We start from the raw sequence: 22,682 nt of genomic DNA on the forward strand, positions 1-22,682 counted from the left end.
GCGCGCAGCGCCGCACTAATACGGGCTGTTCGCAGCCGTTTCGGCCGTCTCGTTGAGCGTAAGCCAGTACAAGGCCAATTGGCCCACCGAATGGATGAAGCGCTCGTAGTCGACCGGTTTGCGGATGTAGCTGTTGGCCCCGAGGCGATAGGCCTGCTGTATGTCCTGGATTTCCCGCGAGGTGGTCAGGATGACTACCGGCAGCATGGCTGTATGTTCGTTGGCACGGATCCGGCGCAGCACTTCAAGGCCGTCAATGCGCGGCAGTTTCAGGTCCAGCAGGATCAGAATCGGCATCACCGACAGGTCCCTGCCTCTGTGATCCCCGCTACCCATCAGGTAGTCGACAGCTTCGACGCCATCACGCGCGACCACGACCGGATTGGTGATCCGGTTCTTGCCAAAGGCCCGTAGCGTCAGTGCCTCATCGTCGGGGTTGTCTTCAATCAGAAGGATCGGGCGTTCCATTGCCATTTTGCGCGCTCCCGGATACGCCGCAGACCTACGCCTGGACGACGCTCCTCGTCAACTCTCTCCGCCAGGAAGATCTTCTCTTCTTAGCACAAAAACCATGTCATCACCCCCGCGCGTGCCGAGCCAACTGAAGGGCAGGTCGGGGAATGCGGTTTCAACAAGATTGCGATTGTGCCCGACTTCGACAGCAAGAATGCCTTCGGAATGTAAATATGCTGCTGCCTTCGCGATCAGGGTCCGGACGACGTCGAGCCCGTCGCTGCCCGCGGCCAACGCCATCGCGGGTTCGTGGCGGTATTCCTGCGGCAGTGCATCCATCGCATCGTCGGTGACGTAAGGAGGGTTGCTGAGGATGAGGTCGAAGCGACGATTTCCGAGATTGGCAAAGACGTCACTCTGGACCAGTTCGATCTGATCGTTCAGACCGTATTCGTCGACGTTGAGACGGGCGACCTCCAGCGCGTCGGCCGACAGATCGACCGCGGTGACCTCGGCATTGGGATAGGCGTGCGCCATCAGGACTGCGAGACAGCCCGATCCGGTGCACATGTCGAGGGCGCTGGTGACGGTCTCTGGATCTTCGATCCAGGGCGTCAATCCGTCCTCGAGCAATTCTGCAAAGAAAGAGCGCGGTACGATCACACGCTCGTCGACATGGAAGCGGTACTCGCCAAGCCACGCCTCCTGCACGATGTACGCGGTGGGGATTCGCTCGATTGCACGGCGCTCGATGTTCTCCAGTAATGCGACGCGCTCGTCGGAGGGGATGCAGGCATCGAGGAAAGGGTCGAGACGATCGATGGGCAGCGCGAGCGAAGACAGGATCAGCCAGGCGGCTTCGTCGAAAACGCTGCTCACACCGTGGCCGCAGAAGATCTTCTCCCGATTGAAGCGGGTCACTGCGTAACGCAGCCAGTCGCGCACGGTGACGAGCTCTGCCAGCGGGCCGCTTTCATGTTCGTGATCTTGTTCGGCGTGGTCGTGCTCGTCGTGGTCGTGTGACTCGGTCGATTGGGTCATGGTATCGCTCAGGCGGTAAGAAGGGTGCGCATCGTGCGCATGTAGATGGTGGACAGGGGCGCGACCGCATCCACGGCGACACACTCGTTGAGCTTGTGGATGGTGGCATTGACAGGGCCGAATTCGACCACTTCGTTACAGATGTCGGCAATGAAGCGTCCGTCCGAGGTGCCGCCGCTCGTCGACAGCTCGGTTTCGATACCCTGTGTGTCGCGGATCGCCCCCGCCAGCCCCGCCACCAGCTTGCCGCGACCTGTGATGAAAGGCTTTCCGGACAGATGCCAGTCGAGGGAGTACTGCAGGCCATGGCGATCGAGAATCTCGTGCGTTCGGGCCTTCAAGTCCTCCGCGGTGGATACCGAAGCAAAACGGAAGTTGAACAGCAGTTCGCACTCGCCCGGAATCACGTTGTTTGCGCCGGTTCCCGCGTGAATGTTGGACACCTGCCAGGTGGTCGGCGGGAAGAACTCGTTGCCTTCGTCCCAGCGGATGGCGGTGAGTTCGGCGAGCGCCGGAGCAAGGGCGTGAATCGGATTGAGGGCCAGATGCGGATACGCCACATGGCCCTGCTGCCCCTTGACCCGGAGCGTGCCGGACAGCGAGCCGCGACGCCCGTTCTTGATCATGTCGCCGAGCGACTTCACCGACGTCGGCTCGCCGACGATGCAATAATCGAGGCGCTCACCACGTGCTGCGAGCGCTTCGACCACCTTGACTGTCCCATGGGTGGCGATGCCTTCCTCGTCCGAGGTCAATAGCAGCGCAATACTGCCTTGATGGTCGGGGTGCAAAGAGACGAATTCCTCGATCGCGGTCACGAAAGCGGCCAGCGAGGTCTTCATGTCCGCAGCACCACGACCGTACAGCATGCCGTCACGGATGGTGGGTTCGAATGGCGGGCTGTCCCAGTGGTCGAGCGGTCCGGTGGGGACGACATCGGTATGGCCAGCGAAGCACAGCACCGGCGCAGTATCGCCGCGACGTGCCCACAGGTTGCAGACGCCGCCAACGTCGATTCGCTCGAAACTGAACCCGAGCGGCGCGAGACGCGACTGGATGAGATCGAGACAGCCCGAATCGTTGGGCGTTTCAGAGGGGCGCGAGATGAGTTCGCAGGCGAGCGCAAGCGTCGGATTGTCGGGGAAGGGCATGGTTCTCTGTCTTGTTGTCGTGCACGCGGCTAGCCGTTGCCGTCGAGGTGAAGCGTAAATTCGCGGAAGGAGGCCCCGTCAGGCTGGGTCTGTTCGAAGTCCGAGATTGCCGGCGCCGGCCTGTTGTTTTCGGCCTTGGCGTCAGGGTTGAACTGCGCATTGTTGATCAGCCACGACAGGTTGGTCGGCGAATCGGAATTGGCCAGTGCCTCGTCGAGGGTGATGATCTTCTCGTGATAGAGGCGGAACAGATCCTGCTCGAAAGTCTGCGAGCCGGGCGCGAGGCTTTGCTCCATGGCCTCTTTCACTTCGTTGATGTCGCCGCGCTCGATCAGCTCCGCCACATGACGGGTGTTGAACAGCATCTCGACCGCAGGAATCCGCTTGCCGTCGGGCTTGCGCACGAGGCGTTGCGACACAATGCTGCGCAGCGCAACCGACAGGTCGAGGTAGAGCAGCGGACGGTTCTCCATCGGAAAGAAGTTCGCGATACGGTTGAGCGCGTGATAGGCGTTGTTGGCGTGCAGCGTGGCCAGACACAGGTGTCCGGTCTGTGCGTAGGCCAGCGCCGCCTGCATGGTCTCGCGGTCGCGGATCTCGCCGATCAGGATGCAGTCGGGCGCCTGACGCATCGCATTGCGCAGCGCTTCGTGCCAGCTGAGCGTATCGATACCGACCTCGCGCTGGTTCACAACCGACTTGCGGTGCTTGAACAGGTACTCGATCGGGTCTTCCACGGTGAGGATGTGGCCACTGCGGTTGCGGTTGCGGTGATCGATCATCGACGCCAGCGTGGTCGATTTTCCCGATCCCGTTGCACCGACCACGAGCACCAGACCGCGCTTCTCCATCACCACATCGTTGAGCGAGTCCGGCAGGCCGAGGCTTTCGATGGTGGGGATGTCGCCCTGAATGAAGCGCACCACCACGGCGACCGAGTTGCGCTGCAGAAAGACATTGACGCGAAAGTTGCCGACGTCGCGGCGGCCGAAGGAAAGATTGAGTTCCTTCTCGCGCTCGAAACGCTCGATCTGTTCGGGCGTCATCATCTCGTAGATCATCTTCTGCGTCATGGCCGGATCCATGATCTGCTGATTGATCGGTACGGTGTGGCCCTGGATCTTGATGTGGATGGGGGCGCCGGCGGTGATGAAGATATCCGAGGCCTGTTTTTCGGCCATGAGCTGGAACAGCTTGTCGAATATCATCTTCTTGAACTCCGTAAGCAGTTGTCCGGGCGGCGGCACCTTGCGGCGCCCCAGCCACTTGTCGGTGAATCAGGCGCGCAGAAGATCGTTGATGGCGGTCTTGGCCCGGGTCTGGGCATCGACCTTCTTCACGATCACGGCGCAGTACAGGCTGTACTTGCCGCAGGGAGAGGGCAGGCTGCCGGGAACCACAACGGCGCCCGCAGGCACGCGGCCGTAATGCACCTCGCCGGTCTCACGGTCATAGATCTTGGTGCTCTGCCCGATGTATACGCCCATCGACAGCACCGCGTTTTCCTCGATGATCACGCCCTCGACGACTTCCGACCGGGCGCCGACGAAGACGTTGTCCTCGATGATGACGGGGCCGGCCTGGATCGGCTCGAGCACGCCACCGATGCCGACGCCGCCCGAAAGATGGACGTTCTTGCCGATCTGGGCGCAGGAGCCGACGGTTGCCCACGTGTCGACCATGCTGCCTTCGTCGACATAGGCGCCGATATTCACGTAGGAGGGCATCAGCACCACGTTCTTGCCGATGAAGCTGCCCTTGCGGGCAACCGCTGGCGGCACCACGCGGAAGCCGCTCTCGCGGAACTGTTCGGGCGTGAAGTCGCCGAACTTGGTCTGCACCTTGTCGAAAAAGTTGAGGCTGCCGGCGGGCATGATCTCGTTGTCGCGCAGGCGGAAGGAGATCAGTACGGCTTTCTTGATCCACTGATTGACCACCCACTGGCCGTCCTTCTTTTCGGCGACGCGCAGCGTACCGGCGTCGAGCCCGGCGATGACGCTATCAACGGCGTCGCGGACCTCGGCCGGCGCCGCGGTGGGCGAGAGGGTGGCGCGGTTCTCAAAAGCGGTATCGATGATCGATTGCAAGGCTTGCATTGGGGACTCTCTTAAAGTTCTCGACAGAAGGCGACGATTCTTTGCGCCGCCTCCACACATTCAGCCGTGTCGGCGACGAGCGCGATGCGCACGAAACCGGCGCCGGGGTTGGTTCCGCCATTTTCGCGGGCCAGATAGCTGCCGGGCAGCACCGTGACATTATATTCAGCCTGAAGGCGGCGGGCGAACTCGGTGTCGGGCAACGGGGTACGCGCCCACAGGTAAAACCCGGCATCGGGCAGTGCAACGTCGAGGCAGTTTGCCAGCATGGGCGTGACAAGGGCGAATTTTTCGCGGTACAGGCGGCGGTTTTCCGCCACATGCTGCTCGTCGTTCCATGCCGCGATCGACGCTGCCTGCACCGCCGTGCTCATCGCACAGCCATGGTACGTGCGATATCGCAGGAATTCGCCCAGGATGCGGGCGTCACCGGCGACGAAGCCCGATCGAAGCCCCGGGACGTTGGAGCGCTTGGACAGGCTGGAGAAGGTGACCACGTTGCGGAAATCGGTGCGCCCGAGACGGTGGGCCGCCTCCAGTGCGCCGATCGGCGGTGCGGCATCGTCGAAGTAGATCTCCGAGTAGCACTCGTCCGCGGCAATGACGAAGTCGTACTTGTCCGACAGCGCGAACAGCTGTTGCCATTCTTCGATGTCGAGCACGCGCCCGGTCGGGTTGCCCGGCGAACACACGAACACGAGCTGGATGTCACGCCAGCTGTCCTCGGTCACACCCGAGAAATCCGAGGCGAAACCGTTGGCGGCCGAATTGTTGAGAAATACCGGTTGCGCGCCCGCGAGCAGGGCCGCACCTTCATAGATCTGGTAGAAGGGATTGGGGCACAGGACTTTGGCGCCGGGCCGCGTACCGTCGATCAGGCACTGGCCGAAGGCAAACAGCGCCTCACGCGAGCCATTGACCGGCAACACCTGGGTGGCGGGATCGATGGCAGGCAGCGCATAGCGACGCTGGAGCCAGGCGGCGATCGCGCCACGCACCGCATCGGTGCCGTGAGTCGTGGGATAGATAGCCAGGCCGTCCAGATTGTCCGCAAGCGCCTGGCGGATGAATGCCGGTGTGGCATGCTGGGGCTCGCCGATCGACAGGCGAATCGGCTTCAGGTCGGCGCGCGGCGTGATGCCGGCGAACAGCTGGCGCAGTTTTTCGAAGGGGTAGGAGTGGAGGCGATCGAGATTCGGATTCACTTTTGAAACACTTTTCATCCTGCGCGCACGCCGGACGGAGGAGGTCGTAAAGGCCGAAGATGTTATCATGCGGCGCCTTTCCGGCATTACCGAATCCGGTTGCCGTCGCCCCGTTTCCTACATTGCCAGCGCCCGAACGTGCGACTCTCCAAGCTAAAACTCGCCGGCTTCAAGACTTTCGTCGATCCGACCACGGTCATCATGCCGGGCAACCTGGTGGGCATCGTCGGCCCGAACGGCTGCGGCAAGTCGAACATCATCGACGCGGTGCGCTGGGTGCTGGGCGAGACCCGCGCGTCGGCGCTGCGCGGCGAATCCATGCAGGACGTCATCTTCAATGGCTCGACCACGCGCAAGCCGGTGTCGCGGGCCAGCGTCGAGATGGTGTTCGACAACAGCGAAGGCAAGGCATCCGGGCAGTGGTCGCGCTACGCCGAGATCTCGGTCAAGCGCGTGCTCGATCGCAGCGGCGAGTCCAGCTATTTCATCAACAACACCCACGTCCGGCGCAAGGACGTGATCGATGTCTTCCTCGGCACCGGACTGGGGCCGCGCGCCTACGCGATCATCGAGCAGGGCATGATCTCGCGCATCATCGAGGCGCGACCCGAGGATATTCGCGGCTTTCTCGAAGAGGCCGCCGGCGTCACCAAGTATCGCGAGCGACGCAAGGAGACCGAAGGCCGCCTGTCGGATGCGCGCGACAACCTCGCCCGTCTGGAAGACATCCGTACCGAGCTGGGTGAGCGCATCGGCCATCTTCAGGGGCAGGCCGCCGTTGCCGAACGCTATCAGGCCTTGAGCGCTTCCCACCTCGAGAAGCAGCAATTGCTGTGGCTGATCAAGCGCAACGAGGCGCGCGCCGAGCATCAGCGCCTGGTAAGCGAACTCAATCAGAACAGCCTTCGCATCGAAACCGACAGCGCCCGCCTGCAGGCGCTCGACGCTGCCATCGAGGCCAGCCGCAGCGCGCACCTCGAAGCATCGGAAGCGGTTCATCTGGCGCAAAGCGACCTTTTTGCCGCGAGCGCGGAGGTCACCCGGCTCGAAACCGAGCGCCAGCATCTCGCCGATACGCGAAAGCGCCTCGAAGCCAGTCTGGCCCAGCTCGAGCTCGACCAGGCGCACTGGACCTCGCGCCGGGAGACGATGGACAGCGAACGGATGCGCTGGGAAGCGCTTGCCGACAATGCGGCGATGCGGGCGGAGCAGGCCGAGGGGCGCCATCAGGAAATCGCGGATCGACTCCCCGATGCCGAGGCCGAGCGTCAGGCCGCCGAGTCCAGGGTCTCTTCTGCCCGTCGGGAGTTGGCCCAGACCGAGCAACAATTGCGGGTTGAGGAAGCCAACCGGGCCAGCGCCGCACGTGCGCTCGATGCCTTGCAGCAGCGCCGCGCGCGACTGGAGGCCGAGTGTGCGGCAATCGAGGGGCCGGATGCGCGCATGCTTGCCGAGCGCGAGGCACGGGTGGAGATGCAGCAGGAAGCGCTCGACGAGCGTCAGGACGCACTTGCCCGCCTGCAGGAGCGCTTGCCCGATGCACAGACCGCACTGAAAGCCGCACTCGAACATGAGCGCGGTGTGCAGCGGCGCCTGACCGAACTGCGCGCACGCCGCGATGCACTGGTGCAATTGCAGTCCAGGGTGCAGTCCCAGGGCAAACTTGGCGACTGGCTGAGTCGTCACGGTCTTGCCCGCTTGCCGCCCCTGTGGCGCAGCCTGCGGGTGGCCGAAGGTTGGGAGCCGGCCGTCGAGGCCGTGCTGCGCGAGCGGCTGGCGGCGCTGGTCGTCGACGCCGCCGACGGCGACGCGCTTGCACGGCGGATATTCGATGAACGTCCTCCCGAATCATTGGCACTGGGGCTGGGTGGCGTGCGCGTTGCCGTTGGCGCACCAGCGACGCCATCCGGTGCGACGCCGCTGGCCGATCATGTAAAGCTGCTCGACGAGAGCCTGCGACCGCTGCTCGAGGACTGGCTGCGGGGCTGTTTCGCAGTGGAGCGCATCGACGACTGGTTGCCACAGCGTGATCGACTCGAACCGGGCATTTGCCTGGTTGGGGCGCACGGGCAGGTCCTTAGCCGGCACGCCCTGATTCACTTCGTGCCCGATAGCCGCACGCATGGCGTCATGGAGCGCGAGCGCGAAATCGACCTGCTTGGCGAGCAGCAGGAGGCACTCGATGACGAGGCGCACGCTGCTCACGAAGCGCTCTTGTCCGCGGAGGCTGCGGCTACCGCATTGCAGGAGGATATTGCCAGCCTGCGCCGCGAGCTTCAGGGCGCGCAGGCGCAGCTGCATGCGGAACAGGTGGAAGTGCTCAAGCTCAGCCAGGCCCTGAGCCGGGCCGAGGAGAGACGCAGCCAGCTCGAGCGCGATCTTGGCGATCTGGTCCATCTCGAAGCGAGCGAGCGCGAGCACCAGGCGCGCGCCGAACTCGAGCATGCCCGCGCGGTCGAGCTCGCCGAGCTGCAGCGCAGCAGCCTCGATGCCGCAAGCGAAGTCATGCGCGAGCGTGAACAGAACCTGCGCGAGTTGCGCACGCTCGAGCAGACCTGCGCCCGCGACCTGCAGGAGGCGCGCTTTTCCGCTCGCGAATGCGCCGGCAAGCTCGAGGACATCGCGCGCAATGAGCAACTTGCAAGCGAGCAGCTCGATCGCATCGTCAGTGAGCATGCGGCACGGGAGCGAGAGCTCGAGGCAATCGACGACGCGCGCAGCGCAGAGGCCTTGCAGACGGCACTGGGATTGCGCACGAGCCGGGAATCGGCGCTGGCCGGGCGTCGTGACGCACTCGAGCAGGTCACGGCGAATCTGCGTGAGGTCGAAGAGTTGCGCATGCGCACCGAACAGGAAGCCACACCCGTGCGCAACCGGGTGGCCGAACTGCGCCTGGCGGTACAGGCCGCCGAAATCGCCTCTGCCCAGTTCGACGCCCGTCTGCTCGAGGCCGCTGCCGACGAAACTGCGCTGGCGCCGCTGCTGGCGGCCGACCCGAAGGAGGCGAGCCTGCAGCGCGAAGTGGCAAGACTTGCGCGCGAGATTACCGATCTCGGTGCAGTCAACCTTGCTGCGCTGGACGAACTCAAGGCCGCATCCGAGCGCAAAGGCTATCTTGATGCCCAGACCGACGATCTGCTGCAGGCGATCGGCACCCTGGAAGATGCCATCCGCAAGATCGACCGGGATACGCGCGAGCAACTGCAGGAGACCTACAATACGGTCAATCGACAGTTCTCTGCGTTGTTTCCGCAATTGTTCGGTGGCGGGCGGGCGGAGCTGGTGCTGACCGGCGATGAGATTCTCGACGCCGGCATCCAGATCGTGGCGCAGCCACCGGGCAAGAAGAACGCGTCCATCCATCTGCTGTCGGGCGGGGAGAAGGCCCTAACCGCGATCGCACTGGTGTTTGCGATGTTCCAGCTCAACCCTGCGCCATTCTGCATGCTTGACGAGGTTGACGCGCCGCTGGACGATACGAACACCGAACGCTACGGACAGATGGTGAGGCGGATGTCATCACAGACACAGTTCATCTTCATCAGTCACAGTAAGATTACGATGGAGATCGCGCAGCAACTGGTCGGCGTGACCATGCAGGAGCAGGGCGTGTCGCGGGTCGTCGAAGTCGATATCGAAGAGGCGTTGCGGATGGCCGAACCGGCCGCAGCGTGACAACAGGAATGTATATGGATAGCGAACTGCAGATTGGATTGATCGGCGTTGGCGTGGTGGCCTTCGTCGCCATTGTCGGCTACAACAAATGGCAGGAGCGCAAGCACCGCAAGCAGGCCGAGCAGACATTCCGCTCCGATCATCGTGACGTGCTGCTCGAACCCGGCGAAGCCCGCGCCGAGGCGGCGGATAACGCGCGGCGCGAGCCGGTCGCCGAGGAACCGGAGGTGAGGCCGGGCCCAACACCCGCGTACCGCGAATCGGCGCCCAAGCGGATGTTGCCCGAATTGCCCGATGCGCTGGATGCCCGTGCCGATTGCATCATCCGCATTGAGGCGATCGAGCCGCTCGATGCGTCGCGTCTGTGGAATGCTCAGCAACAACTGCTGGCCGGCTTGAGCAAGCCCGTCAGATGGTTCGCGTTTGACGATGCCGACAATCTGTGGCTGCAGTTGTCGGCCCAGAGCGCGGGGACCTTTCACTGGTTCTGCGTCGCCCTGCAGCTGGTCGATCGCAATGGCTCGATCGGTGAGGCCGACTACATCCGCTTCTCGGGCGGCGTCCAGCGCGTGGCCGAGCAGTTTCTCGCGGTGCCGGCAGGTCTGCCGTCGCGCAGCGAGGTGCTTGGCAGCGCCACCGAACTCGACCGTTTCTGCGCCGATGTCGATGTACAGATTGGCATCAACGTCATTTCGGCCAACGGCCAACCTTTCCACGGCACCAAGATTCGTGGTCTGGCCGAAGCGGAAGGGCTGGTGTTGCGTGAGGACGGCAGTTTCCACGCCTGCGACGAGCTGGGCAATACCTTGTTTACGCTGTGCAACTTCGAGCCTGCCCTTTTCGCGGCGGAGGAAATGCGCACCCTCCAGACCGGTGGCGTGACACTGGTGATCGACGTGCCGCGCGTGGCGCAGGGCGGGCTCGTGTTCGAACGCATGATGCAGTTCGCCGGCCACCTGGGTGCAGCCTTGAACGGGGTCGTGGTGGATGACAACCGGGCACCCTTCGGGGCCGAGGCCGCGGGCATGATCCGCACGCAGATCCAGCAGTTCCAGGAGCATATGGCCAGCCAGGAAATCCCTGCTGGCGGTCGACTGGCGCGGCGCCTGTTCGCTGCATGATGTCGCCGGACCCCGCAATCATCGAACGCACGGGATGGCTGCGTGCCGAGTTGGCACGACATGAGCACGCATACTACGTACTCGATGCGCCGACCATCCCCGATGCGGAGTACGACAGGCTTTATCGCGAACTCGAGGACATCGAGACGACCTGGCCGGAGTTGGCCAGCCCCGACTCACCGACCCGGCGTGTCGGAGGCAAGCCGCTGGCGCAGTTTCGCGCGGTCAGACACCGTGTCCCGATGCTGTCGATTCGTACCGAGACCGACACCGAAGAAAGTGGCGCATTTGCCTTCGACGCCAGGGTGCGGCGGGAGCTCGGTTTCGACGAATCGGACCCTGCCGTGGAATACGCAGCGGAGCTGAAGTTCGATGGCCTGGCGATGAGCCTGCGCTATGAGCATGGCGTGCTGGTTCAGGCGGCGACGCGGGGCGACGGTGAGACCGGCGAGGATGTCACCGCCAATGTACGGACGGTCAGGGCCATTCCACTGCGACTGCCGGGCGATGCGCCGCCGGTGCTCGAGGTACGCGGTGAGATCTACATGCGGCGTGATGATTTCGACACCTTGAATGCCAGTCAGATGGCGGCGGGCGAAAAGGTCTTCGTGAATCCGCGCAATGCGGCTGCGGGCAGCATCCGTCAGCTCGATCCCGGCATTGCGGCACGCCGGCCCTTGCGCTTTTTCGCCTATGGTCTGGGCGAGGTTGACGGGTGGGATCTGCCGGCTACGCATGCCGGCGTGCTGGACGCACTGGCAGCCCACGGTCTGCCGGTGTGCGAGCATCGGGCAGTACTGGTCGGCGCTGCTGGCCTGGCGCAGTTCCATACCCGTATGGGCGCGCTTCGCGCCAGTCTCGCCTTTGATATCGACGGCGTGGTGTACAAGGTCAACGCGCTGGCGCTGCAGCGTCAGCTCGGTTTCGTCACCCGTGAGCCGCGCTGGGCCGTCGCACACAAGTATCCCGCCCAGGAGGCCGTCACCCGCCTGCGGGGCATCGAGGTCCAGGTCGGCCGCACCGGGGCGGTGACGCCCGTCGCGCGGCTGGAGCCCATCTTCGTTGGCGGGGTCACGGTCACCAACGCCACGCTGCACAACCAGGACGAAATCGATCGCAAGGATGTCCGCATTGGTGACTGGGTCGTCGTGCGCCGGGCAGGCGATGTGATTCCGGAAATCGTCGGGCCGGTCGTCGACCGGCGTGAGCACGATCTCCCGCGCTTCGATCTGCTTGCCAGCCTGCCGCTGCGCGACGGCCTGCCAGCCTGTCCGGTCTGTGGTTCCCATGTCGTGCGCGGTGAGGACGAAGCCGTTGCCCGCTGCACTGGCGGGCTGTATTGCCCGGCGCAGCGCAAGCAGGCGCTGCTGCACTTTGCGGGCCGTCGTGCAATGGATATCGAGGGGCTCGGCGACAAGCTGGTCGAGCAACTGGTCGATGCGGCGATCGTCAAGACGCCGGTCGACATCTACCGGCTCGGCATTCTTGCACTGGCGAATCTCGAGCGCATGGGCGAAAAATCGGCACAGAACCTGTTGGCCGCGATCGATTCGAGTCGTAATACGACGCTGTCAAGATTCATCTTCGCGCTCGGCATCCGCAACGTCGGTGAAGCGACGGCGCGCGACCTGGCGCTGCATTTCGGCAGTCTGGATGCGGTGATGGCTGCGGACGCCGACCGGCTGCAGCAGGTGCCGGACGTGGGACCGGTGGTGGCCAAGTGCATCGTGGACTTCTTTGCCGAGGCGCATAACCGCGAAGTGATCGAGCAGTTGCGTGCGGCGGGCGTGCGCTGGGAGGAGGGGGCACCGGCGCCGATTGCGGCCGGCGCGCACGCGGGCAAGACCTTCGTGCTCACCGGCACCCTGCCGACGATGACTCGCGATGAAGCCAAAGCTTTGATCGAATCGCACGGCGGCAAGGTGGCGGGCTCGGTGTCGAAGAAGACCGATTATGTCGTGGCGGGTGCCGACGCGGGGTCCAAGCTGGCCAAGGCGGAGTCGCTGGGCATCGACATCATTGATGAAGCAGGTTTGCTGGCGCTGCTGGATCGTGGCGATTAACGTGACAGCGTGCCGTGTTTGACGGGTGTGATCTTGAATTGCTAGGAATCGAAAGAATGAAAAAAGTCACCAAGGCGATTTTTCCGGTCGCCGGTATGGGTACCCGCTTTCTGCCCGCGACCAAGGCGAGCCCGAAGGAAATGCTGCCGATCGTCGACAAGCCGCTGATCCAGTATGCGGTCGAGGAGGCCGTTGCGGCGGGCATTACCGACATGATCTTCATCACCGGGCGCACAAAGCGCTCGATCGAAGACCATTTCGACAAGGCTTACGAACTCGAGACCGAACTCGAGGCGCGCGGCAAGAAGGAACTGCTCGAGATCGTCAAGAAAACCGTACCCAAGGGGGTCAATTGCGTGTACATCCGCCAGTCCGAGGCGCTCGGCCTGGGTCACGCGGTACTGTGCGCAAGCCATGTCGTCAGCGACGAGGCCTTCGCCGTGATCCTCGCGGACGATCTGCTCGATAACCACGGTGCCGGTTCGGTGATGCAGCAGATGGTCGGTGTCTATAACTACCATCGCTGTTCGGTACTGGGCACAATGAACGTGCCGCGCGAGGAAACGCGTCAGTACGGCATCGTCAGTACCGAGAACCAGAACGGCGACGTTCAGCGCGTGACCGGCATCGTCGAAAAGCCCAAGCCCGAAGATGCGCCGACGACACAGGCCGTGGTCGGGCGCTACATCCTGACGCCGCGCATCTTCGATCACATTCGTGCGCTCAAGCCGGGCGCGGGGGGCGAATATCAGCTGACCGACGCGATCGCCTCGCTGCTGAAGGAAGAAGCCGTACTGTCCTATCAGTTCGAGGGCGTGCGCTACGACTGTGGTTCCAAGCTCGGATACCTGAAGGCTACGGTCGAACTGGGCCTGCGTCATCACGAGATCGGCGAGGCATTTTCGAGCTATCTGAACGAGCGCTTCGGCGCCGCGTCCAGCAAGAAGAAAGACAAGGAAAAGCAGGCCTGAGCGTCTGCGCAGCGGGGCAAGCCGGCCGGTTACGCCCCGCTGCGAAAACGAAGTGCAAAAAAAAACCTGCCGGGTCACCCCGGCAGGTTTTTTGCGTGGCTGCTGCGATGACAGGCTTACGCGGCGTCGCTCTTGGCGGCACGCTTGCGATCGGTCTCTTTAAGGTGACGCTTGCGCAGGCGGATGTTCTTCGGCGTGATCTCGACGATTTCGTCATCGGCGATGAACTCGATGGCGGACTCCAGCGACAGGCTGACGGGCGGTACCAGGCGGACTGCTTCGTCGGTTCCCGATGCGCGCACGTTGGTGAGCTGCTTGCCCTTGATCGGGTTGACCACGAGATCGTTGTCGCGGCTGTGAATGCCGATGATCATACCTTCGTACAGTGCCTCCCCCGGGCTCACGAACATGCGACCGCGATCCTGCAGGTTCCACAGCGCATAGGCAACCGCTTCCCCGTCGTTCTGGGAAATCAGCACGCCGTTGCGACGCTCGGCCAGGGAGCCGGCCATCGGACCATAATCATCGAAAACATGGCTGGCCAGACCCGTGCCGCGCGTCATGGTGAGAAACTCACCTTGGAAACCGATCAGGCCACGAGCAGGAATGCGGTATTCGAGACGCACGCGCCCCTTGCCGTCCGGCTGCATGTCCTGCAACTCGCCGCGACGGCGGCCCAGTTCTTCCATGACGCTGCCCTGGTGATCTTCTTCAACGTCGACGGTCAGCATCTCGTACGGCTCGCACTTGACGCCGTCGATCTCCTTGAACACGACGCGCGGACGACCGACGGCGAGTTCGTAGCCTTCGCGACGCATGTTCTCGAGCAGGATGGTCAGGTGGAGTTCGCCGCGGCCCGAGACTTCGAAGACGTCCGAGTCGCTGGTGAAGTTCACCCGCAGCGCGACGTTCTTGAGCAGTTCCTTCTCGAGACGTTCGCGAATCTGGCGGCTGGTCACGAACTTGCCTTCGCGCCCGGCCAGCGGGGAGGAGTTGACCATGAAGTTCATCGTCAGCGTCGGCTCATCCACCGCGATCGGCTTCATGCCTTCGAGGTGGTCCGGATCACAGATGGTGACGCCGATGTTGACTTGCGACAGACCCGCAATGATCACAATGTCGCCCGCTTCGGCGGATTCGGCCGGCGAACGCTCCAGCCCCTTGAAGGTCAGGATCTGACTGATCTTGCCTTTGCCACGGTTCTCGTCACCGTACATCACCACGACTTCCTGGTTCGGACGAACCCGGCCGCGCTTGATGCGGCCAATACCCATCTGCCCCATGTAGGTCGAGTAGTCCAGCGAGCACACCTGCATCTGCAGCGGGCCGTCGGCATTGACCTCAGGTTGCGGCACGTGCTTGAGGATGGCCTCGAACAATGGGCGCATGTCGGTGCGCTCGTCATCCTCGTTTAGGACGGCAAACCCGTTCAGGCCCGAGGCGTAGACCACCGGGAAGTCCAGCTGCTCGTCTGTGGCGCCGAGCTTGTCGAACAGGTCGAAAGTGTGATTGATCACCCAGTCTGCACGCGCGCCAGGACGGTCGATCTTGTTGATGACCACGATGGGCTTCAGTCCGAGCGCCAGCGCTTTGCGGGTGACAAAGCGCGTCTGCGGCATCGGCCCTTCGACGGCGTCGACCAGCAGCAGTACGCTGTCGACCATGGACAGCACGCGTTCGACTTCGCCGCCGAAGTCCGCGTGTCCCGGAGTGTCGACGATGTTGATATGGGTGTCACCGTACTGGATAGCACAGTTTTTCGACAGAATCGTGATGCCACGTTCCTTCTCGATATCGCCCGAGTCCATGATCCGCTCGCCCATTTGCTGGTTTTCGCGGAAGGTGCCGGATTGGCGCAGGAGCTGGTCGACCAGGGTGGTTTTGCCGTGGTCAACGTGGGCAATGATGGCGATGTTGCGGATGGAACGGGACATGGGAGAGGAAGTCTTTGAAAAGTCGATCATTCTAGCACGTGCCATCGCGGCGCAACATGAATTCTCGGTGACCATGGTGGATTGGCTGCAAAACGGGCCAGACGCGCCTGCATGCTAGAATCCGCGCCGCATTAATCTGGAGAGTATGGATGCTTGCAATCATTGGCGGTACCGGTCTGACTCAGTTGTCGACGCTCGAGATCGTGCGCAGGGAAGTCGCTCGCACGCCGTATGGCGAACCGTCGGGCGCGCTGACGTTCGGCACGCTGAGCAAGAAGCCGGTGGTGTTTCTGGCCCGGCACGGCTATGGGCATACCATTCCACCTCATCAGGTCAATTACCGTGCAAACATCTGGGCGCTGAAGCAGGCCAAAGTCAGCGCCATTGTCTCGGTTGCCTCGGTCGGGGGCATCCGGGCGGATTTTTCACCCGGCGCGCTGGTGATCCCGGACCAGATCATCGACTACACCTGGGGGCGCAAGAGTACCTTCTTCGACGGCGGCGACCAGCCTGTCCGTCATATCGATTTCACCCGCCCCTATGATGAAGCGCTGCGTCAGCGCCTGCTCGGCGCGGCTGCCAACGCAGGTGAGCCGGTCTTCGATGGTGGCGTGTACGCGACCACACAGGGCCCGCGGCTGGAGACGGCCGCCGAGATCAATCGCTTCGAACGCGACGGTGCCGATCTGGTTGGCATGACCGGCATGCCCGAGGCCGCACTCGCCCGTGAGCTCGAGCTTCCCTATGCGGCCATCAATGTGGTGGTGAATTGCGCGGCAGGCAGAGCATCGAGCGAACAGGGCATTCATTTTGGCGACATCGAAGTCGTATTGCAGGAAGCGATGGTGCGAGTGCACAACATTCTGGAGCACATCTGCAAAGCATGATCCGGGTGAAATGTTGCACTGCTACAATCGCGTCAGTGCCTTCTAGCCCGATATTTGCTGTTGAGTCCAGGAACGGTCATTCATGAAGAAAATCGAAAACGCGTTCGAGCATCTGCTTTTTTCCAGCCGCTGGCTGATGGCGCCGGTCTATTTCGGCCTGGTGTTGGCAATGGTGGTCTTGCTGATCAAGTTCGGCAAGGAGGTGCTGCGGATTTTCTCCGAGATCACGACCGCCTCGGGGGGCGAGCTGATCATTGGCGTACTGAGCCTGGTGGATATTGCGCTGATCATGAATTTGCTGATCATCATCATGTTCAGCGGTTACGAGAACTTTGTCTCCAAGATGGAGGACCTGCACGCGCATCAGGACCGTCCCGACTGGATGGGGCACATCGGCTTCTCCGATCTCAAGATCAAGCTGATCGGTTCGATCGTGGCGATTTCGGGGATCGAGCTTCTCAAGGGGTTCATGAACGTCGACAATCTCAGCGACCGGCATCTGGGCTGGATGGTGGGCATTCACATCACCTTCCTGCTGTCGGGTGTGCTGTACGCGCTGATGGATCGGCTGCACGGCAGCAAGGGGCACTGAAAGGGGCTGGAAGCCGGCAGGAAGAGAACGGGCTGCTCCCGCTCCAGGAGCAGCCCGAATACGTTTACACCTGAAGGCGCTCGATGAGCTCCCGTTCCACGCGCAGGACCTGCGCATCCTGGGACAGGCCGCCGCCGGTCAGCAGGAAGGTGTCTTCCACGCGCTCTCCGAGGGTGGCGATTTTTGCCGTCTCCACACATACACCGTACTTGGCGAGAACCTCCGCCACGTCGAAAAGCAGCCCCGGGCGATCCGAAGCGGTAAGCGACAGGATGTAGTGGCGTCCCGCCTCGTCGGCTCGCAGGCTGACCTGAGGGGTGACCGGAAAGTGCTTGACCTGACGTGAGGGACGACCACTGGTCGGGCGCTGTGGCTCGGTTTGGTTGCTCAGGAGATTGCTCAGCTCGTGCTCGATCAGGGCCACGATGTCGCGATAACTCGAGCCACGTCCGCTGTCCTGAAGCACGAAACTGTCGAGCGCGAAACCGTGTCGGGTGGTATGCACCTTGGCGTCGAGAATGCTGAAGCCAAGACGCCCGAAAAATCCCGTCAGACGCACGAACAGGTCCTTCTGGTCGCGGGCGTACACCATGACCTGCACACCGTCCTCATCATCCGACACCCTGGCCTTGACCACGGGGGTATCGCCCTCTGGACGGAAATACAGCACCCGCGTGTGCCAGGCGATCTCCTCGGGCGAGTGACGCATGAAATAGACCGCGTCGAGTTTGGCCCACAATGCGTCTTCGACGCCCTGGCGCAGTCCGTGGTAGCGCAGCAGATGGCGGGCATTTTCCTGCCGGTCATCGAGGCCGAGTGCCTGTTGCGGCGTCGCGCCGCGCAGCAGGCGCTGAGTGGCAAAAAAGAGATCTTCGAGCAGCTTGCCCTTCCAGCCGTTCCAGACCTTGGGGCTGGTGCCACGAATGTCGGCGTGGGTCAGCAGGTAAAGCGCGGTGAGATAGCGCTCACTGCCGACGATGTTGGCAAACTTGCCGATGATTTCGGGATCGGATGTGTCTTCCTTCTGCGCCACATGCGACATCGTCAGGTGATGTTCGACCAGCCAGACCACCAGACTGGTATCGTCTTCGTTCAGTGCATGGTCGCGACAGAATTCGCGTGCGTCCGCCATGCCCAGCTTGGAATGGTCGCCACCGCGCCCCTTGGCGATGTCATGAAACAGCGCGGCGATATAGAGCAGCCAGTGGCGATCGAAACCGAGGATCAGACGCGTCATCAGCGGGTACTCATGCGCGTGCTCGCCCATGGTGAAGCGACGCACATTGCGCATGACCATCAGGATATGCTGGTCAACCGTGTACGCGTGAAACAGGTCGTGCTGCATCTGGCACAGGATCTTGCGCCACGAGGGCAGGTAGCGCGACAGGATGCCGTACTGATTCATGCGCCTGAATGCGTGCAGTACGCCATGCTTGTGGCGCAGAATCTCCATGAACAGCTCGCGATTCACCGGGTCGGCGCGGAAAGCGGCATTGACGCGTTTCCGGTTGAGCCACAGGGCGCGTAGCGTGCGAGCGGTCATCCCCTTCAGCTCGGAGCGCTGCTGCAGCAGCAGAAAGCACTCGAGCAGGGCAGATGGCGTGCGCTCGAAAGTATTGTCGTGGCGAATGTCCAGTAGTTCGCGGACGGCCTGGAAGCGGGCGTTGATGACGATTGCCGGTGAGTTTCGCCCGGGGAAGATCTCCGTGCCGTAATTCTGCAGCAGGATGCCGTTGATCTGGGTCACCGTCTTCGCCGTCAGGTAATAGCGTTGCATCATGACCTCGGAGGCGCGCTTCGCCGCTGTGGCCTCGATGCCCATGATGGCAGCCAGTCTTTCCTGGTGGTCAAAGAGCAGACGGTCTTCGGCACGACCGGTGAGATAGTGCAGGCGAATTCGCACGTGTTGCAGAAAGCGTTCGACATTGCGCAGATCGCTCGCCTCTCCGCCAGTAATCAGTCGGCGCCGCGCCAGCTCACGCCAGTTGCGTCCCAGACCTGCCGCACGTGCAATCCAGCCCAGCATCTGCAGGTCGCGCAGGCCGCCCGGGCTCTCCTTGCAGTTGGGCTCGAGCTCGTAGGGTGTATCGTGATACTTGGCGTAGCGTTGTTCCTGCTCGAGTTGCTTGGCCTTGAAAAATGCACGTACGTCGAGCTGTTCGCGATAGCGCGTGGCGAACTCGGCGAACAATTGCGTGTTGCCGGTCAGCAGTCGTGCTTCCAGCAAAGTCGTCTGCACCGTGATGTCGCCCAGCGCGGTGTCGAGGCATTCCTCGACGGTGCGCACGCTGTGACCGATATCGAGGCCGACATCCCATAGTGCGCCGACCAGCGCCGATAACTGGCGTTGCAGTTCAGCGTCGGGCGGGGCCGGCAGCAGGATGAGCAGGTCGACGTCTGAGCAGGGAAAGAGCTCGCCCCGGCCATAACCGCCAACCGCCACGAGCGCCGCGTCGCCCGGAATGCCGGCGGCTTTCCAGAGGCGCGAGGTGACGCCGTCGACCAGTTTCGATCTTCCGTGAAGCAGCGGAGAGGTGAGCGGGCGCGCCTCGTAGGTGGCTCTGAGGTGCGCATGTCCGGTGGCAAGCTGCTGCCGTTCGTCCGCGATGGCTTGTACGAGCGGATCGCTTGCGGTCAGGTTCTGCATTCGTGGTGGCCACTCAAGCGAACTGGTCTGCAACGATCGCCGGCGGCGGCGGGCATTTGGCTGAGCGGGTCAGGACTTCGACCCCGGTCTCGGTAACCACCACGGTGTGCTCCCACTGCGCGGACAGGCTGCGGTCCTTGGTGACGATGGTCCAGCCGTCGGGCAATTCGGAAATCGCGGCCTTGCCGGCATTGATCATCGGCTCGATGGTGAAGATCATGCCCGGCTGCAATTCGACGCCGGTGCCCGGTTTGCCGTAATGCAGCACCTGCGGCTCCTCGTGGAACTTGAGGCCGATACCGTGACCACAGAACTCCCTCACCACCGAGAAGCCGTTGCCCTCGGCATGACGCTGGATGACGTGGCCGATGTCGCCGAGCCGACCGCCGGGTCTGACTGCGGCAATGCCCAGCCACATGCATTCGTAGGTCACCTGGCACAGGCGCTTGGCAAGGATCGATACATCGTTGCCGACCATGAACATGCGACTGGTGTCACCATGGAAGCCTTTCGGCGTGATCACGGTGATGTCCAGGTTGACGATGTCACCCTTCTTCAGCGCCTTGTCGCCGGGTACGCCATGGCATACCTGATGATTGATCGACGTGCAGATTGACTTGGGGTAGGGCGAGTAGCCTGGTGGCGCATAGTTCAGCGGAGCGGGAACCGTATGCTGCACATTCACCATGTAATCGTGGCACAGTCGGTCGAGTTCGCCGGTCGTGACGCCGGGTTTGACGAAGGGGTCGATGTAGTCGAGAACCTCCGCCGCCAGACGGCAGGCGACACGCATCTCTTCTATTTGTTCTGGAGTCTTGATGGTGATGCTCATGATGGGGTGGGGCTGTAAAAGGTCTCTAGGCTAGCGCAAGCGCCCCTCGCGGGCAAACCCGCAAGCGAACTGCATCTTGAGTACGGCAATCTGTCAGTGCTATCATCACGGGCTTGTCTGCTCTTGCAGGCAAAATCCACACGCCGGTTCGACAAGGGTCCGCATACGGTTCAAGGCCGGTTGCGGTGCAGGCAGGAGAGGTTGCGATGCAGGTCCCGCAGCACCTCAGGCCCGACTCGGCGGAGGCTAACCCTAAATCTGGAGTTTCACATGTCAGTCACAATGCGTCAGATGCTCGAAGCGGGCGTTCACTTTGGTCACCAGACCCGTTTCTGGAATCCGCGCATGGCCCCGTATATTTTCGGCCATCGCAACAAGATCCACATCGTCAACCTCGAGAAGACGATGGTCAAGTACAACGAAGCGATGGAGTTCACGCGCAAGCTGGCATCCAATCGCGGCACGATCCTTTTTGTCAGCACCAAGCGCCAGGCACGCGAGATTCTCGCTGAAGAAGCCCGTCGCGCTGGCATGCCGTATGTCGACGAGCGCTGGCTCGGCGGCATGCTGACCAACTTCAAGACCGTCAAGCAGTCGATCAAGCGCCTGAAGGAAATGGAAGCGATGGTCGAGGACGGCTCCATGGAGCGTCTGTCCAAGCGCGAAGCCCTGATGGCCAAGCGCGAAATGGAAAAGCTGCAGAAGAGCATCGGCGGCATCAAGGATATGGGTGGTCTGCCCGACGCGCTGTTCGTCATCGACGTCGGCTATCACAAGATTGCCATCACCGAAGCGCAGAAGCTTGGCATTCCGGTTGTGGCCGTCGTTGATACCAATCATTCGCCCGAAGGCGTGGATTACATCATCCCCGGTAACGACGACTCCTCGCGTGCCATCCGTCTGTACGCCCGTGGTGTGGCGGACGCCGTGTTGCAGGGTCGCAGCCAGGTGCTGCAGGAAATCGTGGCCGCCGGTGGCGAAGAGTTCGTCGAGGTCGAGGAAGAGAATTCCCAGGAACAGGCCTGATCCGTTCCGGGTTTGATGCTTTAGTTTTCCGCGGCGGGCCGGTGCCCGCCGCGTGCTGTAAACGAATAATCAGGAGTTAGCATGGCAGAAATCACTGCAGGCATGGTCAAGGAACTGCGCGAGAAGACCGACGCGCCGATGATGGAATGCAAGAAGGCGCTGACCGAGGCTGCGGGCGACTTGGCCAAGGCAGAAGAGATTCTGCGCGTCAAGCTCGGCAACAAGGCCTCCAAGGCCGCCACCCGCGTGGCCGCCGAAGGCATTGTCGGGATCAGCATCTCGACCGATGGCAAGCTCGGCTCCATGCTCGAAGTCAACTGCGAAACCGACTTCGTTGCCAAGAACGACGACTTCCTGGCGCTGGTGCAGAACTGCGCCGAACTCGTGGCCACACAGAACCCGGCCGACGTTGCCGCGCTGTCGGCTCTGCCGATGGGTGAGGGTACGGTCGAATCCACTCGTGCAGCGCTGGTTGGCAAGATCGGCGAGAACATGAGCCTGCGTCGCTTCGTTCGCGTCGAGGCCAAGGGGCAACTGTACTCCTACATCCACGGCGGCTCGAAGATCGGCGTCCTGCTGGATCTGGTTGGCGGCGACGAGCAGATGGGCAAGGACATCGCGATGCACATCGCTGCCTCCAAGCCCAAGGCACTCGACGCTTCGGGCGTATCTCCGGAGCTGATCGAGGCCGAGCGCCGTATCGCGATCGAGAAGGCGCGTGCCGACAACAAGCCCGAAGCGATGCTCGAGAAAATCGCCGACGGTACCGTGCAGAAATTCCTGAAGGAAGTCACGCTGCTGGCTCAGGTCTTCGTCAAGGCCGAGGATGGCAAGCAGACGATCGAGCAGCTGCTCAAGGCGCGTGGTGCGTCGATCGCCGGCTTCACCCTCTATATCGTGGGCGAAGGCATCGAGAAGAAAGTGACCGACTTCGCCGCTGAAGTGGCCGAGCAAGCTGCCGCTGCGGCAGCTGCGCAGAAGTAAGGAT

General features: G+C 62.5%; 17 protein-coding genes. 8 read left to right on the forward strand and 9 right to left on the reverse strand.

Annotated features, from left to right (window positions below):
• Positions 1-15: 15 nt before the first annotated feature.
• From J5J83_RS03665 to dapC, 6 genes are all read right to left on the reverse strand, one after another.
• Positions 16-474, reverse strand: coding sequence for a response regulator (locus J5J83_RS03665; protein ID WP_212345565.1), 459 nt, complete (start codon positions 472-474; stop codon positions 16-18).
• A 51-nt stretch (positions 475-525) separates the two neighbouring features.
• Positions 526-1,494 (reverse strand): 50S ribosomal protein L3 N(5)-glutamine methyltransferase, encoded by a 969-nt coding sequence (gene prmB / locus J5J83_RS03670; RefSeq protein WP_212345567.1) that lies wholly within the window; start codon positions 1,492-1,494, stop codon positions 526-528.
• A gap of 8 nt (positions 1,495-1,502) precedes the next feature.
• Positions 1,503-2,645 carry a succinyl-diaminopimelate desuccinylase gene (dapE, locus tag J5J83_RS03675; RefSeq protein WP_212345569.1) on the reverse strand — a complete coding sequence of 381 codons (1,143 nt, stop codon included), beginning with the start codon at positions 2,643-2,645 and terminating at the stop codon, positions 1,503-1,505.
• 29 nt (positions 2,646-2,674) lie between these two features.
• Positions 2,675-3,853, reverse strand: a complete 1,179-nt coding sequence (locus J5J83_RS03680; RefSeq protein WP_212345571.1) for a PilT/PilU family type 4a pilus ATPase — start codon at positions 3,851-3,853, stop codon at positions 2,675-2,677.
• Positions 3,854-3,922: 69 nt separating this feature from the next.
• Positions 3,923-4,741, reverse strand: coding sequence for a 2,3,4,5-tetrahydropyridine-2,6-dicarboxylate N-succinyltransferase (dapD, locus tag J5J83_RS03685; protein WP_212345574.1), 819 nt, complete (start codon positions 4,739-4,741; stop codon positions 3,923-3,925).
• 11 nt (positions 4,742-4,752) lie between these two features.
• The gene (gene dapC, locus J5J83_RS03690; RefSeq protein ID WP_212352778.1) at positions 4,753-5,946 is read right to left on the reverse strand and encodes a succinyldiaminopimelate transaminase; all 1,194 of its coding nucleotides are present in this window, start codon (positions 5,944-5,946) and stop codon (positions 4,753-4,755) included.
• A 138-nt stretch (positions 5,947-6,084) separates the two neighbouring features.
• On the opposite strand from dapC, the gene smc reads away from it, so the two are divergent.
• Genes smc through galU form a run of 4 tightly spaced genes read left to right on the forward strand, consistent with a single transcriptional unit; the run spans position 6,085 to position 13,776 of the window.
• Positions 6,085-9,621, forward strand: coding sequence for a chromosome segregation protein SMC (gene smc / locus J5J83_RS03695; RefSeq protein WP_212345577.1), 3,537 nt, complete (start codon positions 6,085-6,087; stop codon positions 9,619-9,621).
• A 14-nt stretch (positions 9,622-9,635) separates the two neighbouring features.
• The gene (locus J5J83_RS03700) at positions 9,636-10,742 is read left to right on the forward strand and encodes a cell division protein ZipA C-terminal FtsZ-binding domain-containing protein (protein WP_212345580.1); all 1,107 of its coding nucleotides are present in this window, start codon (positions 9,636-9,638) and stop codon (positions 10,740-10,742) included.
• The gene (gene ligA, locus J5J83_RS03705) at positions 10,742-12,805 is read left to right on the forward strand and encodes an NAD-dependent DNA ligase LigA (protein WP_212352780.1); all 2,064 of its coding nucleotides are present in this window, start codon (positions 10,742-10,744) and stop codon (positions 12,803-12,805) included. The genes J5J83_RS03700 and ligA overlap by 1 nt, the downstream gene beginning before the upstream one ends.
• A gap of 56 nt (positions 12,806-12,861) precedes the next feature.
• A complete protein-coding gene (gene galU, locus J5J83_RS03710) occupies positions 12,862-13,776 on the forward strand; it encodes a UTP--glucose-1-phosphate uridylyltransferase GalU (protein ID WP_212345583.1) in 915 nt (304 codons plus the stop codon).
• Positions 13,777-13,892: 116 nt separating this feature from the next.
• Here galU and typA read toward each other — a convergent pair whose 3' ends face one another.
• Positions 13,893-15,710 carry a translational GTPase TypA gene (typA, locus tag J5J83_RS03715; protein ID WP_212345586.1) on the reverse strand — a complete coding sequence of 606 codons (1,818 nt, stop codon included), beginning with the start codon at positions 15,708-15,710 and terminating at the stop codon, positions 13,893-13,895.
• Between the two features lie 149 nt (positions 15,711-15,859).
• Here typA and J5J83_RS03720 point away from each other — a divergent pair, with 149 nt between their 5' ends.
• Positions 15,860-16,597 carry an S-methyl-5'-thioinosine phosphorylase gene (locus J5J83_RS03720; RefSeq protein WP_212345588.1) on the forward strand — a complete coding sequence of 246 codons (738 nt, stop codon included), beginning with the start codon at positions 15,860-15,862 and terminating at the stop codon, positions 16,595-16,597.
• 82 nt (positions 16,598-16,679) lie between these two features.
• Positions 16,680-17,189 carry a TIGR00645 family protein gene (locus J5J83_RS03725; RefSeq protein WP_212345590.1) on the forward strand — a complete coding sequence of 170 codons (510 nt, stop codon included), beginning with the start codon at positions 16,680-16,682 and terminating at the stop codon, positions 17,187-17,189.
• Between the two features lie 64 nt (positions 17,190-17,253).
• On the opposite strand, the gene J5J83_RS03730 is transcribed toward J5J83_RS03725, so the two are convergent.
• Positions 17,254-19,836 carry a [protein-PII] uridylyltransferase gene (locus J5J83_RS03730; RefSeq protein WP_212345592.1) on the reverse strand — a complete coding sequence of 861 codons (2,583 nt, stop codon included), beginning with the start codon at positions 19,834-19,836 and terminating at the stop codon, positions 17,254-17,256.
• A gap of 13 nt (positions 19,837-19,849) precedes the next feature.
• Positions 19,850-20,668, reverse strand: a complete 819-nt coding sequence (gene map / locus J5J83_RS03735; protein ID WP_212345594.1) for a type I methionyl aminopeptidase — start codon at positions 20,666-20,668, stop codon at positions 19,850-19,852.
• 270 nt (positions 20,669-20,938) lie between these two features.
• Here map and rpsB point away from each other — a divergent pair, with 270 nt between their 5' ends.
• Both rpsB and tsf read left to right on the forward strand, forming a co-directional pair.
• The gene (gene rpsB / locus J5J83_RS03740; RefSeq protein WP_212345596.1) at positions 20,939-21,694 is read left to right on the forward strand and encodes a 30S ribosomal protein S2; all 756 of its coding nucleotides are present in this window, start codon (positions 20,939-20,941) and stop codon (positions 21,692-21,694) included.
• 81 nt (positions 21,695-21,775) lie between these two features.
• Positions 21,776-22,678 carry a translation elongation factor Ts gene (tsf, locus tag J5J83_RS03745; RefSeq protein WP_212345598.1) on the forward strand — a complete coding sequence of 301 codons (903 nt, stop codon included), beginning with the start codon at positions 21,776-21,778 and terminating at the stop codon, positions 22,676-22,678.
• Positions 22,679-22,682: the final 4 nt, after the last annotated feature.

The organism is Azoarcus sp. L1K30, assembly GCF_018122735.1.
Taxonomy (GTDB): domain Bacteria; phylum Pseudomonadota; class Gammaproteobacteria; order Burkholderiales; family Rhodocyclaceae; genus Parazoarcus.

What these genes read in the sequence shown, in the direction of transcription:
- J5J83_RS03665 (WP_212345565.1), bottom strand. Translation starts at nt 474, where the DNA reads ATGGCAATGGAACGCCCGATCCTTCTGATTGAAGACAACCCCGACGAT.
- prmB (WP_212345567.1), bottom strand. Translation starts at nt 1,494, where the DNA reads ATGACCCAATCGACCGAGTCACACGACCACGACGAGCACGACCACGCC.
- dapE (WP_212345569.1), bottom strand. Translation starts at nt 2,645, where the DNA reads ATGCCCTTCCCCGACAATCCGACGCTTGCGCTCGCCTGCGAACTCATC.
- J5J83_RS03680 (WP_212345571.1), bottom strand. Translation starts at nt 3,853, where the DNA reads ATGATATTCGACAAGCTGTTCCAGCTCATGGCCGAAAAACAGGCCTCG.
- dapD (WP_212345574.1), bottom strand. Translation starts at nt 4,741, where the DNA reads ATGCAAGCCTTGCAATCGATCATCGATACCGCTTTTGAGAACCGCGCC.
- J5J83_RS03700 (WP_212345580.1), top strand. Translation starts at nt 9,636, where the DNA reads ATGGATAGCGAACTGCAGATTGGATTGATCGGCGTTGGCGTGGTGGCC.
- ligA (WP_212352780.1), top strand. Translation starts at nt 10,742, where the DNA reads ATGTCGCCGGACCCCGCAATCATCGAACGCACGGGATGGCTGCGTGCC.
- galU (WP_212345583.1), top strand. Translation starts at nt 12,862, where the DNA reads ATGAAAAAAGTCACCAAGGCGATTTTTCCGGTCGCCGGTATGGGTACC.
- typA (WP_212345586.1), bottom strand. Translation starts at nt 15,710, where the DNA reads ATGTCCCGTTCCATCCGCAACATCGCCATCATTGCCCACGTTGACCAC.
- J5J83_RS03720 (WP_212345588.1), top strand. Translation starts at nt 15,860, where the DNA reads ATGCTTGCAATCATTGGCGGTACCGGTCTGACTCAGTTGTCGACGCTC.
- J5J83_RS03725 (WP_212345590.1), top strand. Translation starts at nt 16,680, where the DNA reads ATGAAGAAAATCGAAAACGCGTTCGAGCATCTGCTTTTTTCCAGCCGC.
- J5J83_RS03730 (WP_212345592.1), bottom strand. Translation starts at nt 19,836, where the DNA reads ATGCAGAACCTGACCGCAAGCGATCCGCTCGTACAAGCCATCGCGGAC.
- map (WP_212345594.1), bottom strand. Translation starts at nt 20,668, where the DNA reads ATGAGCATCACCATCAAGACTCCAGAACAAATAGAAGAGATGCGTGTC.
- rpsB (WP_212345596.1), top strand. Translation starts at nt 20,939, where the DNA reads ATGTCAGTCACAATGCGTCAGATGCTCGAAGCGGGCGTTCACTTTGGT.
- tsf (WP_212345598.1), top strand. Translation starts at nt 21,776, where the DNA reads ATGGCAGAAATCACTGCAGGCATGGTCAAGGAACTGCGCGAGAAGACC.